The sequence below is a fragment of the Xenorhabdus thuongxuanensis genome, from assembly GCF_001908095.1.
GTDB classification, from domain to species: domain Bacteria; phylum Pseudomonadota; class Gammaproteobacteria; order Enterobacterales; family Enterobacteriaceae; genus Xenorhabdus; species Xenorhabdus thuongxuanensis.
On the sequence record NZ_MKGR01000026.1, the window covers coordinates 33793 to 48302 of the forward strand.

8 protein-coding genes, 3 tRNA genes and 2 pseudogenes are annotated in these 14510 nt (G+C 43.9%); 7 read left to right on the plus strand and 6 right to left on the minus strand.

Annotation, left to right across the window (positions count from 1 at the left end; translation table 11 throughout):
• Window positions 1-10 precede the first annotated feature (10 nt).
• A complete protein-coding gene (locus Xentx_RS14865; RefSeq protein WP_244149876.1) occupies window positions 11-1168 on the minus strand; it encodes an MFS transporter in 1158 nt (385 codons plus the stop codon).
• Between Xentx_RS14865 and Xentx_RS19620 the strand changes: the two are divergent.
• Both Xentx_RS19620 and Xentx_RS14870 read left to right on the plus strand, forming a co-directional pair.
• Window positions 1167-1238: pseudogene (locus Xentx_RS19620) on the plus strand (hypothetical protein); the annotation flags it as partial. The gene Xentx_RS14865 and the pseudogene Xentx_RS19620 overlap by 2 nt on opposite strands.
• 63 nt (window positions 1239-1301) lie before the next feature.
• Entirely contained in the window at window positions 1302-2021 is a 720-nt protein-coding gene (locus Xentx_RS14870) for a substrate binding domain-containing protein (RefSeq protein WP_244149877.1), read from the plus strand.
• A gap of 148 nt (window positions 2022-2169) precedes the next feature.
• Here Xentx_RS14870 and Xentx_RS14875 read toward each other — a convergent pair.
• Window positions 2170-2245: transfer RNA gene (locus Xentx_RS14875), tRNA-Gly, on the minus strand.
• 381 nt (window positions 2246-2626) lie between these two features.
• Between Xentx_RS14875 and Xentx_RS14880 the strand changes: the two genes are divergently transcribed.
• Window positions 2627-5995 carry an indolepyruvate ferredoxin oxidoreductase family protein gene (locus Xentx_RS14880; protein ID WP_074021098.1) on the plus strand — a complete coding sequence of 1123 codons (3369 nt, stop codon included), beginning with the start codon at window positions 2627-2629 and terminating at the stop codon, window positions 5993-5995.
• Window positions 5996-6093: 98 nt separating this feature from the next.
• Here the strand turns inward: Xentx_RS14880 and Xentx_RS14885 are convergent.
• The 3 genes from Xentx_RS14885 to orn all read right to left on the minus strand — a co-directional run bounded on the left by Xentx_RS14885 (window position 6094) and on the right by orn (window position 7062).
• Window positions 6094-6169 (minus strand) — tRNA-Gly (locus tag Xentx_RS14885).
• Window positions 6170-6223: 54 nt separating this feature from the next.
• Window positions 6224-6299, minus strand: a tRNA-Gly gene (locus tag Xentx_RS14890).
• Window positions 6300-6516: 217 nt separating this feature from the next.
• Window positions 6517-7062: an oligoribonuclease gene (orn, locus tag Xentx_RS14900; RefSeq protein ID WP_074021100.1), complete on the minus strand. Its 546-nt coding sequence runs from the start codon at window positions 7060-7062 to the stop codon at window positions 6517-6519.
• A 124-nt stretch (window positions 7063-7186) separates the two neighbouring features.
• Here orn and rsgA point away from each other — a divergent pair, with 124 nt between their 5' ends.
• The 4 genes from rsgA (at window position 7187) to Xentx_RS14920 (ending at window position 13849) form a co-directional block, all read left to right on the plus strand.
• Window positions 7187-8245: a small ribosomal subunit biogenesis GTPase RsgA gene (gene rsgA, locus Xentx_RS14905; RefSeq protein ID WP_074021101.1), complete on the plus strand. Its 1059-nt coding sequence runs from the start codon at window positions 7187-7189 to the stop codon at window positions 8243-8245.
• A gap of 95 nt (window positions 8246-8340) precedes the next feature.
• On the plus strand, window positions 8341-9246 hold the full coding sequence (gene asd / locus Xentx_RS14910; protein WP_074021109.1) for an archaetidylserine decarboxylase: 906 nt from the start codon (window positions 8341-8343) through the stop codon (window positions 9244-9246).
• A gap of 40 nt (window positions 9247-9286) precedes the next feature.
• Window positions 9287-12631, plus strand: a complete 3345-nt coding sequence (mscM, locus tag Xentx_RS14915) for a miniconductance mechanosensitive channel MscM (protein ID WP_074021103.1) — start codon at window positions 9287-9289, stop codon at window positions 12629-12631.
• Between the two features lie 12 nt (window positions 12632-12643).
• Window positions 12644-13849, plus strand: a complete 1206-nt coding sequence (locus Xentx_RS14920; RefSeq protein ID WP_074021105.1) for an MFS transporter — start codon at window positions 12644-12646, stop codon at window positions 13847-13849.
• Between the two features lie 141 nt (window positions 13850-13990).
• Here the strand turns inward: Xentx_RS14920 and Xentx_RS14930 are convergent.
• A pseudogene (locus tag Xentx_RS14930) lies at window positions 13991-14373 on the minus strand (IS1 family transposase); the annotation flags it as partial.
• Window positions 14374-14510: the final 137 nt, after the last annotated feature.

The following is a 14510-nucleotide window of genomic DNA, read 5'->3' on the forward strand; positions in this document are numbered from 1 at the left end:
TACTCTTGTATTAATTAGAACGTACAGCGATTTGACCATTTCTCAAGGTAAAAAAACAGATAGCAGCAGCCAATAATGTTATTACCATCAAGGTATAAATCAGAATACTGAAAGCACCGCTATAAATGGTCATCAGATCCTGCTCTAATAATCCGACAAATAATCCTTTAGCACTCTCAAAATTCCCTGTTGTCAAATTATTTGCCGCAGTCGAAATGACACCCGAAGACTGTTGTGAAACTTGTCGTAAATCCATATGCAAAAGGAAATTTAGCATTGCCAAAGCTCCCGCAACACATATTGCCTCACCACAAGCCCGCATAGTGGTGAAAATACCTGTCGCCATTCCTGCCCGTTCAATCGGAACAACTCGGATCGAAAGATCATCCATTAATCCCCAAGGAAAACCCGTACCAATCCCAATCAGTAATAATGGCAACATTAACATTGTCGGCTCGGTTCCCACAGGCATATTTGCTAACCACATTAACCCAACGGCTGCACATAGCAAGCCCATGCAAGAGAGTATTGGTGGTGAAATCCAACGGGTGAGTAATGCAGCCAGAAAAGGAACAAAGAGCATTGGAGCTGACAATGCAACCATCATTTCTCCTGCTTCGATTGCACTGTAACCTTCAATACCAATCAGACGAATCGGAAACAGTATCAGTAAAACAATAAAGCAGACTGCGGTTGCCAGAGGCAAAAATTGAACTCCAACAAACTTTTTGAATCGGAAAAGGGAGAGATCTAACATTGGGCGAACATGAGTTAGCTCACAGACAATGAAAACAACTAGCATAAGCACCGCAGCACCGAGCAGCAGGATAACTGGGAGACTGCTGGTACCACTTTGCGGAATTTGCATAATGCCAAATGTCAGTAGCACGAGAAATGCCGTAAAACTAAGTAGTCCTTTAATATCGAGTTTAGCTGCATCGGGATCACGCGAGTCTCGCATATGAATACCACCGATTATCAGTGCAATACCACCAAACAAAGCCCCCAATAGAAAAACAGAACGCCAGCCTAATGTTTCGACTAAAGCCCCTGAGATTACAGGTCCAAATGCCAATCCAACACCAAAAGCTGTTCCCAGTAGTCCGAAAGCTTTTGTTCTGGCTCTCCCCTCAAACTCTTGGGCCAGTGAGGCATTTCCTCCCGCCATAGTTAAGGCAGCAAAAGACTTACAATTAGATCCCTCTGTTGCCAGCCGACGCTTAGCTGCCCTTGAGCATCAACTCAAGGTTCAATTAATTAATCGTTCAACCAGAAAACTTAGCCTGACAACTGCTGGAACTTTGGCATATGAACAGATGCAACCCTTGCTGAATGAAATGGATGGAATATTGAATAACATCAGCAATAAGTCATTGGCAGGTAAAATAAATATAACCGCTCCTGTAAATTTCGGAGAGCGTTATGTCACGCAATGGCTAACACTTTTCCAGCTTCAACACCCTGATATAACATTCAACTTAATCCTTTCAGACCAGTGTTTGGATCTCCGGCAAGAAGGCATTGATCTGGCTATACGTATAGGAGAGTTACCTTCTTCTGCTCTGGTCGCCAAAAAATTGGGCAACATGTTTGGGATATTATGCGCTAGCCCTGAATATCTGCTGAAACATGGTACACCAGAGCATCCACAAGATTTGAGTTATCATAAGTCGATTATTTATTCGCTTCACCAACATATCTCCCCTACTCGTCTACAACTCTCCCGCAATCATGAGGTCGAACAAGTAGAACTATCCGGTAGTTTTTATCTGAATAATGTCGGTGCAATTTACCAATCTGTGTGCCATGGAGCAGGAATTCATGCTGGCCCTGCTTGGCTGTTCAATGAAGCCATTTACAGTGGAAAACTAATCAGATTGCTACCTGACTGGCAACTACCTGTATTACCTGTTCATTTGCTAAGAATGAAAAGCCACTACGTTCTCCATCGAATATCAGTATTAATGGACTGGGTGGTGTCGTGTTGGCAAAAAGAAGACAGTTTACTCCCTTTGAATTAATTATTGTTGTCATTTTTATAGGGAGCAAAAATAGTCTACCATTCTATGTGGTTGATATACCAAGATTTATTAATCAATATTAAATAGATAGAGTATAATTACAAACGTAAATATTCTTATGGAAGGAAAATAATAGTATGGAGAAATTTGGAGCGGGAAACGAGACTCGAACTCGCGACCCCAACCTTGGCAAGGTTGTGCTCTACCAACTGAGCTATTCCCGCGTCGCTGACAGCTAATTATTAGCTTGAGATACCCGAATACTGATTTTGAACACCTGCTAACCTCATGAGTTATAGGTAATTCTTAGAACATGCATATCAGGAATGGGCGCCATTATGACCGTGTCCAGATAAGATGGCAAGTCCTTTGCATTTACTGCCGCGTTAAACGCTCAAAAAACACTCTCCTCCAGTTTGGCACAAAATCTATGCCATAACCCCAACAGTTATCTGGAATACCAAACAGCATAGAGTTAACATTAAATAAACAATTAGCTAACATCTAATAAGATTTATGCTTGTCCTAACGATTTTGTGGAAATAGATTAGCAACAATTTTCGTTATTACTTAGATAATTATTCTCTTGAGAGAGGGTCAGGAACATGGCTCGATATTATCAATCTAAATTTGTCACGGGCACAGAGGCGCTGGTTGACCTTCTACTCGCTCAAGCTGAGTTGGATGAAACCCACAATCTCAACACAGCGGGGTTCGTTTCAGGGTATCGTGGCTCTCCTTTAGCCCGCTTAGATCAAATACTATGGCAACACAGCAAAGAACTTATCCAGGCCAACATTCGCTTTCAACCTGCCGTCAATGAAGATCTCGCAGCCGATGCACTGATAGGAACACAAAAAGTCGAAACAGATCCGGACAGACAGGTTAACGGTGTTTTTGGTATGTGGTACGGCAAAGGACCAGGCGTTGACCGTTCCGGTGATGCACTTAAACATGGTAATGCCTACGGCTCCTCTCCCCACGGTGGTGTTCTGGTTATCGTCGGAGACGATCACGGTTGTGTCTCTTCTTCCATGTCCCACCAATCTGATCTTACGATGATGGCATGGAGTATGCCTGTTTTGCACCCAGCATCAGTTGCCGATTATCTCGACGTTGGTTTATGGGGCTGGGCGGCATCACGTGTTAGCGGTACATGGTTTGGCTTTAAAGCAATCAGTGAAGTCGTGGAAAGTGGTACCATTAGAGAAAGCAAACCATTCCCTGATTATAAATTTCCCCAAGTTGATCCTGGCCCCGATGGGCTGCATTGGCGCTGGCCTGATCTCCCTGGTCCACAAATTGAAAAGCGCCTGACCTATAAACTGAAAGCCGTCGAAGAGTTCGCTAAACTTAACCCTATTGATTACCTGCTCGCCCCCTGCGAACATCCACATGCTTTATTGGTAACGGTTGGCAAAGCCCATAAGGATGTTATGGAAGCTCTGCGGGTTGGGGGGCTAACGCCTTCTGAACTAGCCCAACAAGGCGTCGCTTTTCTTCATGTCCGTTTGGTTTATCCTTTATCACCGCTTCTCAGCGAGCTTGCTACCCAAGTCGGTCATATTTTTGTTATTGAAGAAAAAGCAGCCATTGTTGAGATGCTGCTGGCTCATCAGTTGGTTAGATTCCAGAAAATGACCAACATGGTAGGTAAGCATAACCATCTTGGTCAGAAATTGTTACCCGCTGACGTTGAACTACGCCCTTCACGGGTTGCTGCCCCACTTTCTGGATGGTTACAACAATTCAACTTATTTCTTCCTGTGCCACCAGAATGGGCAATGACTACCATTCAGCACGATGCAACGTTACCCAAACGTACACCTTATTTCTGCGCCGGATGCCCCCATAGCACTTCAACTCGCTTGCCAGATGGCAGCCAAGCCCAAATTGGTATTGGATGTCATGTCATGGCCGCGTGGATGGATCGCAATACCGGAAACGGCCTCGTGCCAATGGGTGGAGAAGGTATCGACTGGATAGGGCATGCCCCGTTTGTAAATCGCTCCCATGTCTTTCAAAATCTGGGAGATGGCACCTATTTCCATTCTGGTCACTTAGCCATTCGCCAATCAGTCGCCGCTGGGAGCCACATTACTTACAAGTTACTGTTCAATGATGCTGTGGCGATGACAGGCGGGCAGCCGCTGGATGGAAATGTCACTATATCGCAAGTTGTTTCTTTAATGCTTGCAGAAGGGGTGAAAGAAGTGGTTGTCGTGACTGATGACATGGATAAATACAAAGATAAAAATAGCCTTCCTGCCAACGTGAAACTCTATGGGCGAGATTACCTGGAAAATGTACAAAAACATCTTAGGGATATCATTGGCGTAACGGTACTCATCTACGATCAAACCTGTGCCACAGAACTACGTCGTAAAAGAAAACGTGGCTTGGCGCCAAAAGTAACGCGCCGTGCTGTTATCAATGAATTGGTTTGTGAGGGATGTGGTGACTGTCAAATACAATCAAATTGCCTTGCTGTAATTCCAGTCAAAACGCCTTTAGGCACTAAACGCAAGATCGACCAACACGTTTGTAACTCAGATCTGTCCTGCCTGAAAGGATTCTGCCCCAGCTTTATCACTGTCGAAAATGCCAACCCACGCGCAGATCTCAGTAAGATCATCTCACAGGCTGAGTTAGATACAATTATCCATCAACTACCGCAGCCAACACTGGCTTCTGCCGAAACACCTTATGAAATCCTGTTAGTCGGTATCGGCGGTACAGGTATCATCACCGCAGGGCATCTACTTGCAAATGCCGCACACTTAGATAGCTGCTTTGTCAGTCTGCTCAATTTTACCGGATTTGCTCAAAAAGGAGGGGAAGCCATAACCCATGTTCGGTTATGCCATGACAAGGATAAACTGCATCAAGTCAGGATTGATCGCGGACGCGCTAATCTGGTTATCGCCGCTGATTTAGTGGCTGCAACAGGGCAAAACTCACTGGAAGTGATGTCTAGAGGATCAACAAAATGCATATTGAACACTCATGAAACCCAAATCGGCACTATGCTCCGCTCCCCTGTGCTGGATTTGGATCACTCCAAAATGCTAGACATTCTAAATCAACACACACAGACATTACTCTCCATTGATGCAGAAATAATGGCTGCTCATCTAGTTGGTGACAGAGACCAAACAAATATCATATTAATGGGTTATGCCTGGCAGCTCGGCAAGCTCCCAATCACATTATCTGCCATCGACAATGCGATGCAAGAACTGGGAGCCTCAGCAGATAATGCCAGACGCGCTTTCTGTATAGGCCGCATCGCGGCAGAACAACCCGATATTTTGCAAAAACATCTCAATATTGCTCCGCAAGAAAATATAAAAAGCCTGGATGATCTCATTATGCATCGGTATCAATTTCTGGTTGATTATCAAAATGAAAGATATGCGATGCGTTATCTCAGCCGTATTGCCCAGGTTCAAATGGTGGCTCAGCAGATCGATGCAGAAGAAATTACTAAATCCATTGCTGAAAACTTATTCAAGTTAATGGCATACAAAGATGAATATGAAGTTGCCCGACTCTACGTCAAAACCGGTTTTTTCGATAAGCTCCGCTCACAATTTGATAATACAGATACCATTCGCTTTCACCTTAGCCTTCCTCTCTTCAATCTCAAAGATCCCCGTACAGGTCAACGCGGAAAAAGGGAATATGGTTCATGGATCATTCCTGTATTCCGTTTTCTTGCCGCATGTAAGTCACTGCGTGGCACTGTTTTTGATATTTTTGGCTATCAGGAAGAGCGTAAACAGGAAAGAAATTTGCTGCTTGAATATGAGCGATTAATTGATTTTTTAATTGAAAAAATGGAACGCAATAATTTGGCAACTTGCTTGCAAATTGCTGAGCTACCTAATCAGGTACGTGGTTTTGGTCATGTGAAGCAAAAGGCGATGAGACGCATGTTGGAAAGCAAGGAAGAGTTGTTGAAATCGTTATAAAGATAAGTTGGTAATCTATGATTTTATAATGAAAAAAGAGCCATAAGGCTCTTTTTTCTATGACTTGCAGACTTCTATCACATCTACAGTCCTGAATTTGGAGCGGGAAACGAGACTCGAACTCGCGACCCCAACCTTGGCAAGGTTGTGCTCTACCAACTGAGCTATTCCCGCATCTTGTATGGCTTGTATTAAGCCTGACTTGATATACCCGAATAAATTTTAATTTGGAGCGGGAAACGAGACTCGAACTCGCGACCCCGACCTTGGCAAGGTCGTGCTCTACCAACTGAGCTATTCCCGCATATATTCTGGTATGTCGTACTGTTGAAATTCTTCATCGGTACGGGGAGCGCATTATACGAGAAATTATTCCTCTGACAAGTCCCACAACCCAAAAAATTGTATTTTTTCTCCGATTGATGATTAAACCAGCAAAAAATCCGCTTAACCATCAACACAGAGATTAATTTACATACAAACCTTATACCAAATCTCGCTCTTTCTTTTGGAATAATGTGTTACTTCTGGATAAAGTGCTCACGGTAATATACCAATTCAGCAATAGATTCCCGAATATCATCCAATGCCTGATGGGTATTTTTTTTGCTGAACCCTGACAACATCTCAGGCTTCCAACGACGAGCCAATTCTTTAAGCGTACTGACATCCAAATAACGATAGTGAAAATACTTTTCCAACTCTGGCATATAACGAAACAGGAAACGACGATCCTGCCCCACGCTATTGCCACAAATGGGTGATTTTCCTGCCGGCACCCATTGTTCCAGAAAAGCAATGGTTGCTTTTTCAGCTTGCTCATCATCAAACTGACTCTTCTTTACACGTTCTACCAATCCACTGGCAGTATGCGTCCGTACATTCCAATCATCCATCAATGCCAATTGCGCATCCGGCTGGTGAACCGCAATCACAGGCCCTTCTGCAAGGATATTCAATTCCGAATCGGTGACAATAGTCGCAATTTCAATTATGCGATCACGCTCGGGATCTAACCCAGTCATCTCTAAATCTATCCAGATAAGATTGTTCTCACTTTTTGACATGATATATCCTAGTTTCCTTCAAAAGAGGTAGTCTGTATCCGTGAGGTATCATAACGTTTTTGATTACTCACAGCGATGACCAGCAAGATAAATGAAAAATAAACAAAAAAATAAGTGAGGTTCGGTGGCTAAAAATAAACTCTCCAAAGGGCAACAACGCCGTGTGCAAGCCAATCATCAGCGCAAGCTGAGTAAGACTGATGGCCAAAAACTAGAAATGGATGACAGCCAGTTTGGTGAGCCACAAGAAGGGCTAGTGATCAGCCGATTCGGGCAACATGCCGATATTGAAGCAGCAGATTCTTCTATACAGCGTTGCAATATCCGTAGGACAATACACTCATTGGTCACTGGTGATCGCGTTGTATGGCGCCCCGCACTGCAACTTCAGTCTGATGTCAAAGTTAATGGTATCGTAGAAGCGGTTCATGAGCGCACTTCCGTTCTTACTCGTCCTGACTACTATGATGGCATCAAACCCATTGCATCAAATATCAACCAAATCGTGATAGTTTCCGCTATCTTGCCTGAACTCTCGCTGAATATTATCGATCGCTATTTAGTCGCATGCGAAACACTCAATATCGAGCCTCTGATCGTACTCAATAAAATCGATCTGTTAGATGCTGAAAGCCGTGAGTGGGTTAACGATGTCATGGATATCTATCGCCATATCGGCTATCGCGTACTGGAAGTTTCCAGTTATACCGGAGAGGGTATCCCTGAACTAACCGCTCTGCTGGCTAACAAAATCAGTATCTTTGCAGGCCAATCTGGCGTCGGGAAATCCAGCTTGCTCAATACCCTATTGCCTGACATTAAAGAAGATATTCTGGTCAATAATGTCTCAGATAACTCAGGCCTTGGTCAACATACCACCACCACCGCACGCCTTTACCATTTCCCATTGGGGGGAGATGTGATCGACTCTCCAGGTGTCCGTGAGTTTGGATTGTGGCATCTAACGCCAGAACAGGTTACACAAGGTTTTGTCGAATTCCGCGAATATCTGGGAGGATGCAAGTTCCGTGATTGCAAACATCTGGATGATCCTGGATGTGCCTTACGGGAGGCGTCGGAACAAGGCACCATTGCACAAGAACGTTTCGAAAATTACCACCGGATTCTGGAAAGCATGGCACAGGTTAAACCACGCCGAAATTTCACAGACGCTCAAAAATAAGACAATAATTAACGATACCCTGACATTAAAAAATAATGGCAGGTACAATAGCCGACTTTTGTCCAATTTACCAAGAAAAGATCCAAGAGGTTGACGTGCTGGATAATTTTAAAATCAGTCTACAATATTTACTGCCAAAACAATGTATTACGAATCTGGCAGGTTGGTTTGCCAATAAAAAGGCTGGCTGGCTGACACAGCTTGCAATTAAGGCTTTCGCTAAGGCCTATAAAGTGGATATGAATGAGGCAAAAGATCCTTCATTCACTGCTTATTCAACATTCAATGAATTTTTTGTCCGCCCCCTTAAGGAAGACATTCGCCCTATCGCCAATGAAGCCGACCAATTGGCTCTGCCAGCAGACGGCACCGTAAGCCAACTTGGGGCAATCCGCGAAGATCAGATTATTCAGGCCAAAGGCCACTATTACACTATAGAAGCCTTACTGGCAGGACAGTATCAACTGGCCGAACAGTTCCGTAATGGTCAATTTATCACGACTTACTTATCGCCAAAGGATTACCATCGTGTCCACATGCCATGCGATGGCGTGCTCAAAGAGATGATCTACATCCCTGGTGATCTGTTCTCAGTAAACCCATTGACGGCAGCCAATGTGCCAAACTTATTTGCGCGTAATGAACGCGTCATCTGTTTATTTGAGACGGCGTTCGGCCCCATGGTGCAAATTTTGGTTGGTGCGACCATTGTTGGCAGTATTGAAACTGTCTGGAGTGGCTGTGTCACACCTCCGCGTGAAGGCATCATCAAGCGCTGGACTTACCCTACAGAAGGTCAAGAAGGCGTCATCTCCCTCAAAAAAGGAGAGGAAATGGGACGCTTCAAGCTGGGTTCAACAGTGATCAACTTGTTTGCTGCCAATCAAATTAATTTTGCCAACAACTTATACAGTGGTTCGCAAACCCGTATGGGAGCCATGATGGCGCAGGCTGTCACATCAGAAGAATTTGCAGTAAATAACGATGAATCAATGAATTAAAGATATCATCAGCTAATTTATAACTAAGGAGCCCCTTATTGTGCGCCTGATTATCAGTTTACTTCTCAGCCTCTTAATTGCGAACCCTGCTTTTGCTTCCGTGCCCCAGTTGGATGAAACCCAACTGAAACAAGAGCTGAAACAAGTTGGAGGCAATAAAAGCTCACAAGATTCTGAAATCGCACACGCGCTTCAAGGGGCAATAAATTGGATTAATGATGTAAAATCCGCCAACGAGCGTATCCAGAAGTATCGACAAGCAATTGATGAATTCCCTACAATCATCAAAGAACTACGCCAGAAAATCCTTGCTGAAAACAATGCTGTTACTCCCATTCCGGCCAATCAGACTATCAACAATTTAGAACAGCAAATTATCCAGATAAATAACGAATTGCAGGAACAAGGACGCCAATTACAGTACGAACAGGATAAGCTCCGAGAAATCAGTGACTCCATGAGTCAGTTGCCCCAACAACAGGCTGAGGCAAAGCGCTTGCTAGCTGAGGCGGCTTCTCGGCTCCAATCTCTGAACTCACCTTCCACGCCTCTGGCCAAAGCGCAATTAGCGCTGGCGCAAGCAGAAGTCAATGCCCGTAAAGCTACGGCTGATGAACTGGAGATGGCTCAACTTTCTGTCAATAATCGTCAGGAGATTGCGCGCATACGCGCAGAATTATACAAAAAACGCTATCAACGACAGGATTTTAAACTCCAGCAATTACGCAGCCAGTTAAATACCCAACGCCAGCAGAAAACGGAATCCGCACTGGAGTATACAGAAATGCTGGCAGAGCAAAGTGGAGAAAAACTGCCACAGTTTTTGCAAGATGAACTCCAGAAAAATCGCCAGTTGTCGCACATGCTCAATCAACAAGCCCAAAGAATGGAAGCCATCGGTTCAAAGCAGCGTAAGGCCAATAGCGAAATTCTTTTTGTTCTCCAAACGCTCAATACTATCCGTGAACAAGCACAATGGCTAAACGATTCAACTGCACTTGGCGAAACCTTGAGAGCGAGAGTCACCCATATACCCGATATGTCAAAATCCCAGCAAATTGACAGGGATATTGTGGAATTGCGGGTCGAAAGATTGAAATATGAGGAAATGCTCGAACTTCTACAACAGCCTCTTGAGCAGACATTACCCTCATATCACACTCTGACTCCAGAGCAAAAAAAGGTCTACGAGTCACTTATCCGCACCAGGAAAGAGCTATTAAATTCCCTGCTATCAGGATATGACAATGAGATACTGGAACAGACACAATTCAAGGTAATCACCAACAAATTAAATGATGCCCTGAAAGAAGTTCAAGATGCTACCCACCGCTATCTGTTCTGGGTAGCGGATGTCAATCCTATATCGCTCAATTATCCATTGCAGGTGGTGCAAAATCTGACGCGTCTGTTATCTCTGGATACATTCTCTCAGTTGGTTGCCGCCATTCACAGCATGTTGACCAAGCAAGATACCCTGCTTTATTTACTGGGTACTTTATTATTGGTCATTTTTAGTATTAGCTCACACCGCCAATATCATGCTTTTCTTGAGCGTTCGAGCAATCGCATCGGTAAAGTGACCCAAGATCATTTCTCTCTAACTGTGCGCACAGTTTTTTGGTCTGTCGTCGCAGCCTTACCGTTACCAATGCTTTGGTCAGCTATTGGTTATGGATTGCAAAATGCATGGCAGTATCCAATGGCTACCGCAATAGGCAACGGTGTACGTGAAACCACGCCCGTTCTGTGGGTCTTTATGCTCAGCGCAGCCTTTGCCCATCCAAATGGCTTATTTATCGCCCATTTTCGCTGGCCGGAAGAACGCATCAAGCGAGCGATGCGTTTCTATCGCCTTTCCATTTTCCTGATCGTGCCTCTCATGATGGCATTGATCACTTTTAATCATTACAAAGACCAAGATTTTATTGCAACCCTCGGCAGGTTATGCTTCATCATGCTCTGTATCTCGCTTAGCTTGGTAACCAGCAGCTTAAAACGTGCCGGCATTCCACTCTATATGGACAAACATGGTTCAGGAGAGAACATTGTTAGTTCTGTTCTATGGTGGATACTGCTCTCGGCCCCAATTTTAGCGGCACTCGCTTCGATCCTTGGTTATCTGCAAACCTCACAGGCACTATTAGGTCGTCTGGAAACCTCTGTCGCTATCTGGTTCTTCCTATTGGTCGTTTATCACATTGTACGTCGATGGATGCTGATCCAACGTCGCAAGATAGCTTTTGAGCGGGCAAAACAACGCCGTGCAGAGATATTGGCCCAACGCGCCAAAAGTGAGGAAGATTCTGGCAATATTAATAGTAGTGTAGAAGGTTCAATTGAGGTTGAAGAGCCAGTCATCGATCTAGATGCCATCAGTGCCCAATCGTTAGGATTAGTACGTTCAATCCTGACAATGATAGCGCTAGTTTCACTTATCCTATTATGGTCTGAACTCCATTCAGCATTCTCTTTCCTTGAAAATATCCGACTCTGGGACGTTAGTACAACCATCAACGGTGTTGATAGCGTTCAGCCAATTACCCTGGGCTCTGTATTAATTGCAATCTTAGTTATTGTCATTACTACTCAACTAGTCCGTAATTTGCCAGCTCTACTGGAACTCGCCCTGTTACAACATTTAGAGCTGACACCAGGAACAGGTTATGCCATTACAACACTGACCAAATACAGCATCACTCTCATTGGCGGCCTGGTGGGTTTCTCTTTGGTAGGAATTGAGTGGTCGAAACTACAATGGCTGATTGCCGCAATGGGGGTTGGGCTTGGTTTTGGCTTACAAGAAATTTTCGCCAATATTATTTCCGGCCTGATTATCTTATTTGAAAAACCGATCCGCATTGGTGATACCGTGACTATTCGTGGCCTGACAGGCAGCATCTCGAAAATCAATACGCGGGCAACAACTTTGTCCGACTGGGATAGAAAAGAGATTATTGTTCCCAATAGAGCCTTTATTACAGAACAATTCATCAACTGGTCACTGTCTGACACGATCACTCGTATCGTCCTGACAATCCCTGTGCCGGCTGATGTTGACTCCGCAAACGCCACCGATATATTACTGTCTGCCGCCAAAAGTTCGCCACTTATTCTCGATAATCCGACGCCGGAAGTATATTTAGTGGATTTGCAACAAGGCATTCAGATTTATGAACTACGTGCCTATGCCGCAGAGATGGGACATCGTATGCCTGCTCGTCATGAAGTGCATCAACATATTTTGCAGGAATTCCGCAAAAATGATATCACCTTACCATTCCCACCATTCCAGGCGCGTGTTGATATTTTTGGGCAAGAGATCCGCAGTGCTACAACTAACTTCACAGGCCGCAACCCCCCACGCAGGCCAGGGGAACTGTAAGCCTATGCCATCATGACCAAACGCATACCTTTTCAAATTAGCGGATTACTGGCATTCAATGGCGTTTCTATTCTAGGAAATGCCATTACTGAAATCGCCATTCCATGGCTGATTTTGGAAATATCAGGCAGCCCACTATTAGTTGCTGCCGTAATGTCGGCAAAAATCCTCCCTCTGCTCTTTTCCATTTTCTTTAGCGCCCAATTGGTGGATAAATATGGGGCATATCGCATTTCCTTATTATCTGATTTAGTCAATTTTCTCAGTGTGTTACTAATCCCTGTGTTTTATACCATGGATATCCTGCATTTTTACCTGTTGGCTGTCTTACTGATATTCTCCACCATTTTGGATTCTCCTGGACGTTTGGCGAAAGACGTCATGCTGGCAAAGGAGATCAAACAGAATAAAAGCGAACATGAATTAATCAATGGGATCAATAGTACGGTTGAGAATATTTGTGATCTGATCGGTCCCATTGTTGGTTCATTGATTATTGCCATGCTCGGTGCGATCAATGCCCTGTATTTCGATGCGGTGAGCTTTTTAGCCGTTGCATTAGGACTGATTCTTCTGAAAAAACATTTTATCGCTAATATCAATGAAGTGACTGAAATTCTCTCACTACCACACCATTATTTCCTTGAAGCACTCAGATACATTACATCTGAGAAAGAACTTTTCGCCGTACTTCTCATTAGTGCAACAGTGAATTTTGTGATCACACCATTCCTAATCGTCTATTTACCATATGTGAATAAACATGAATTTAATTCTGTTTTAAACCTCGGTATCTCAATGACTAGCTTCGGCATAGGAACAACTCTCTCTTCACTACTCTATGGTATTTACGGCAAATATTTTTCCAGCAACCGCATTATTATTACCAGCTACAGTTTATTTGTGTTATGCCTGATATCTTTGGATCTATTTAACGGACAATATGCTTTGTTCATCCAACTTTTCGCTATTGGCTTTTGCATTGGTTTTTCTGCTCCCGTCGAAATCACTCTGATTCAACGTCAAGTACCAGAAAATTTGTTTGGCAGAATAATGACGTTATTCTCTTCTACACGATTCCTTCCTGTGCCTGTTGGATATCTCTGTTTTGGTACGATACTAGAATCCAGCCTTGCCAAGCAAACTCCATTAATAATGGCTTTTGTAGTATTGGGGGGATTAATAATTTATTGGTTAATGTGTAAGAGAATAAAATAAAATTATAAATATATTAACAAATTATATGTGATTACAATATCTATAAGCATTATCATCTGCGTGTGTCTTTACAATGTGAATCAGCACCTTAGCCCATTCCAACGCCATTTTTTCACAGGGAGTAAATTGCATGATTATTTAAAACGCGTAAAAGAGCCAGCGCGGCTGCTTCTTTGACTTCACGTACGACCATTGTTCATCCCTTTCACAGCAGATAATCACTTCGGGGTCGGGCACAATGGCTTCTGTTACCGATTTGGGTCTGGGCTTTTTAAGTGGCGAAGCACGGTATTTAGGCCAATCCCCATCACCTGTGCTGTCGATCGACACCCCATGCCATTCATGGCCATATCGACGATTTGCTTATGGGTTCCGGGACGACATGCGGCATAAGTGAACTCAAGTTGCCAGGAATGACGGCAGGATTGGCAAAGATAACGTTGATGACCAGAACGTGAGCGCCCATTGCGATGGCTCCCTTTAAAAGCACAATAAGCGAAGCAGGTTACATCAATCTTTGCCATTTGAATGTTCTCCAAATAGACAGATTATACATGATCAATAGGGCGTGTTGATGTTTTGTGAGGGATTATTAGACAGCATGATGATTTGGTATAATTACTTTCGCCAAAAAACAACCAGACCTCACCATCATGCCGCG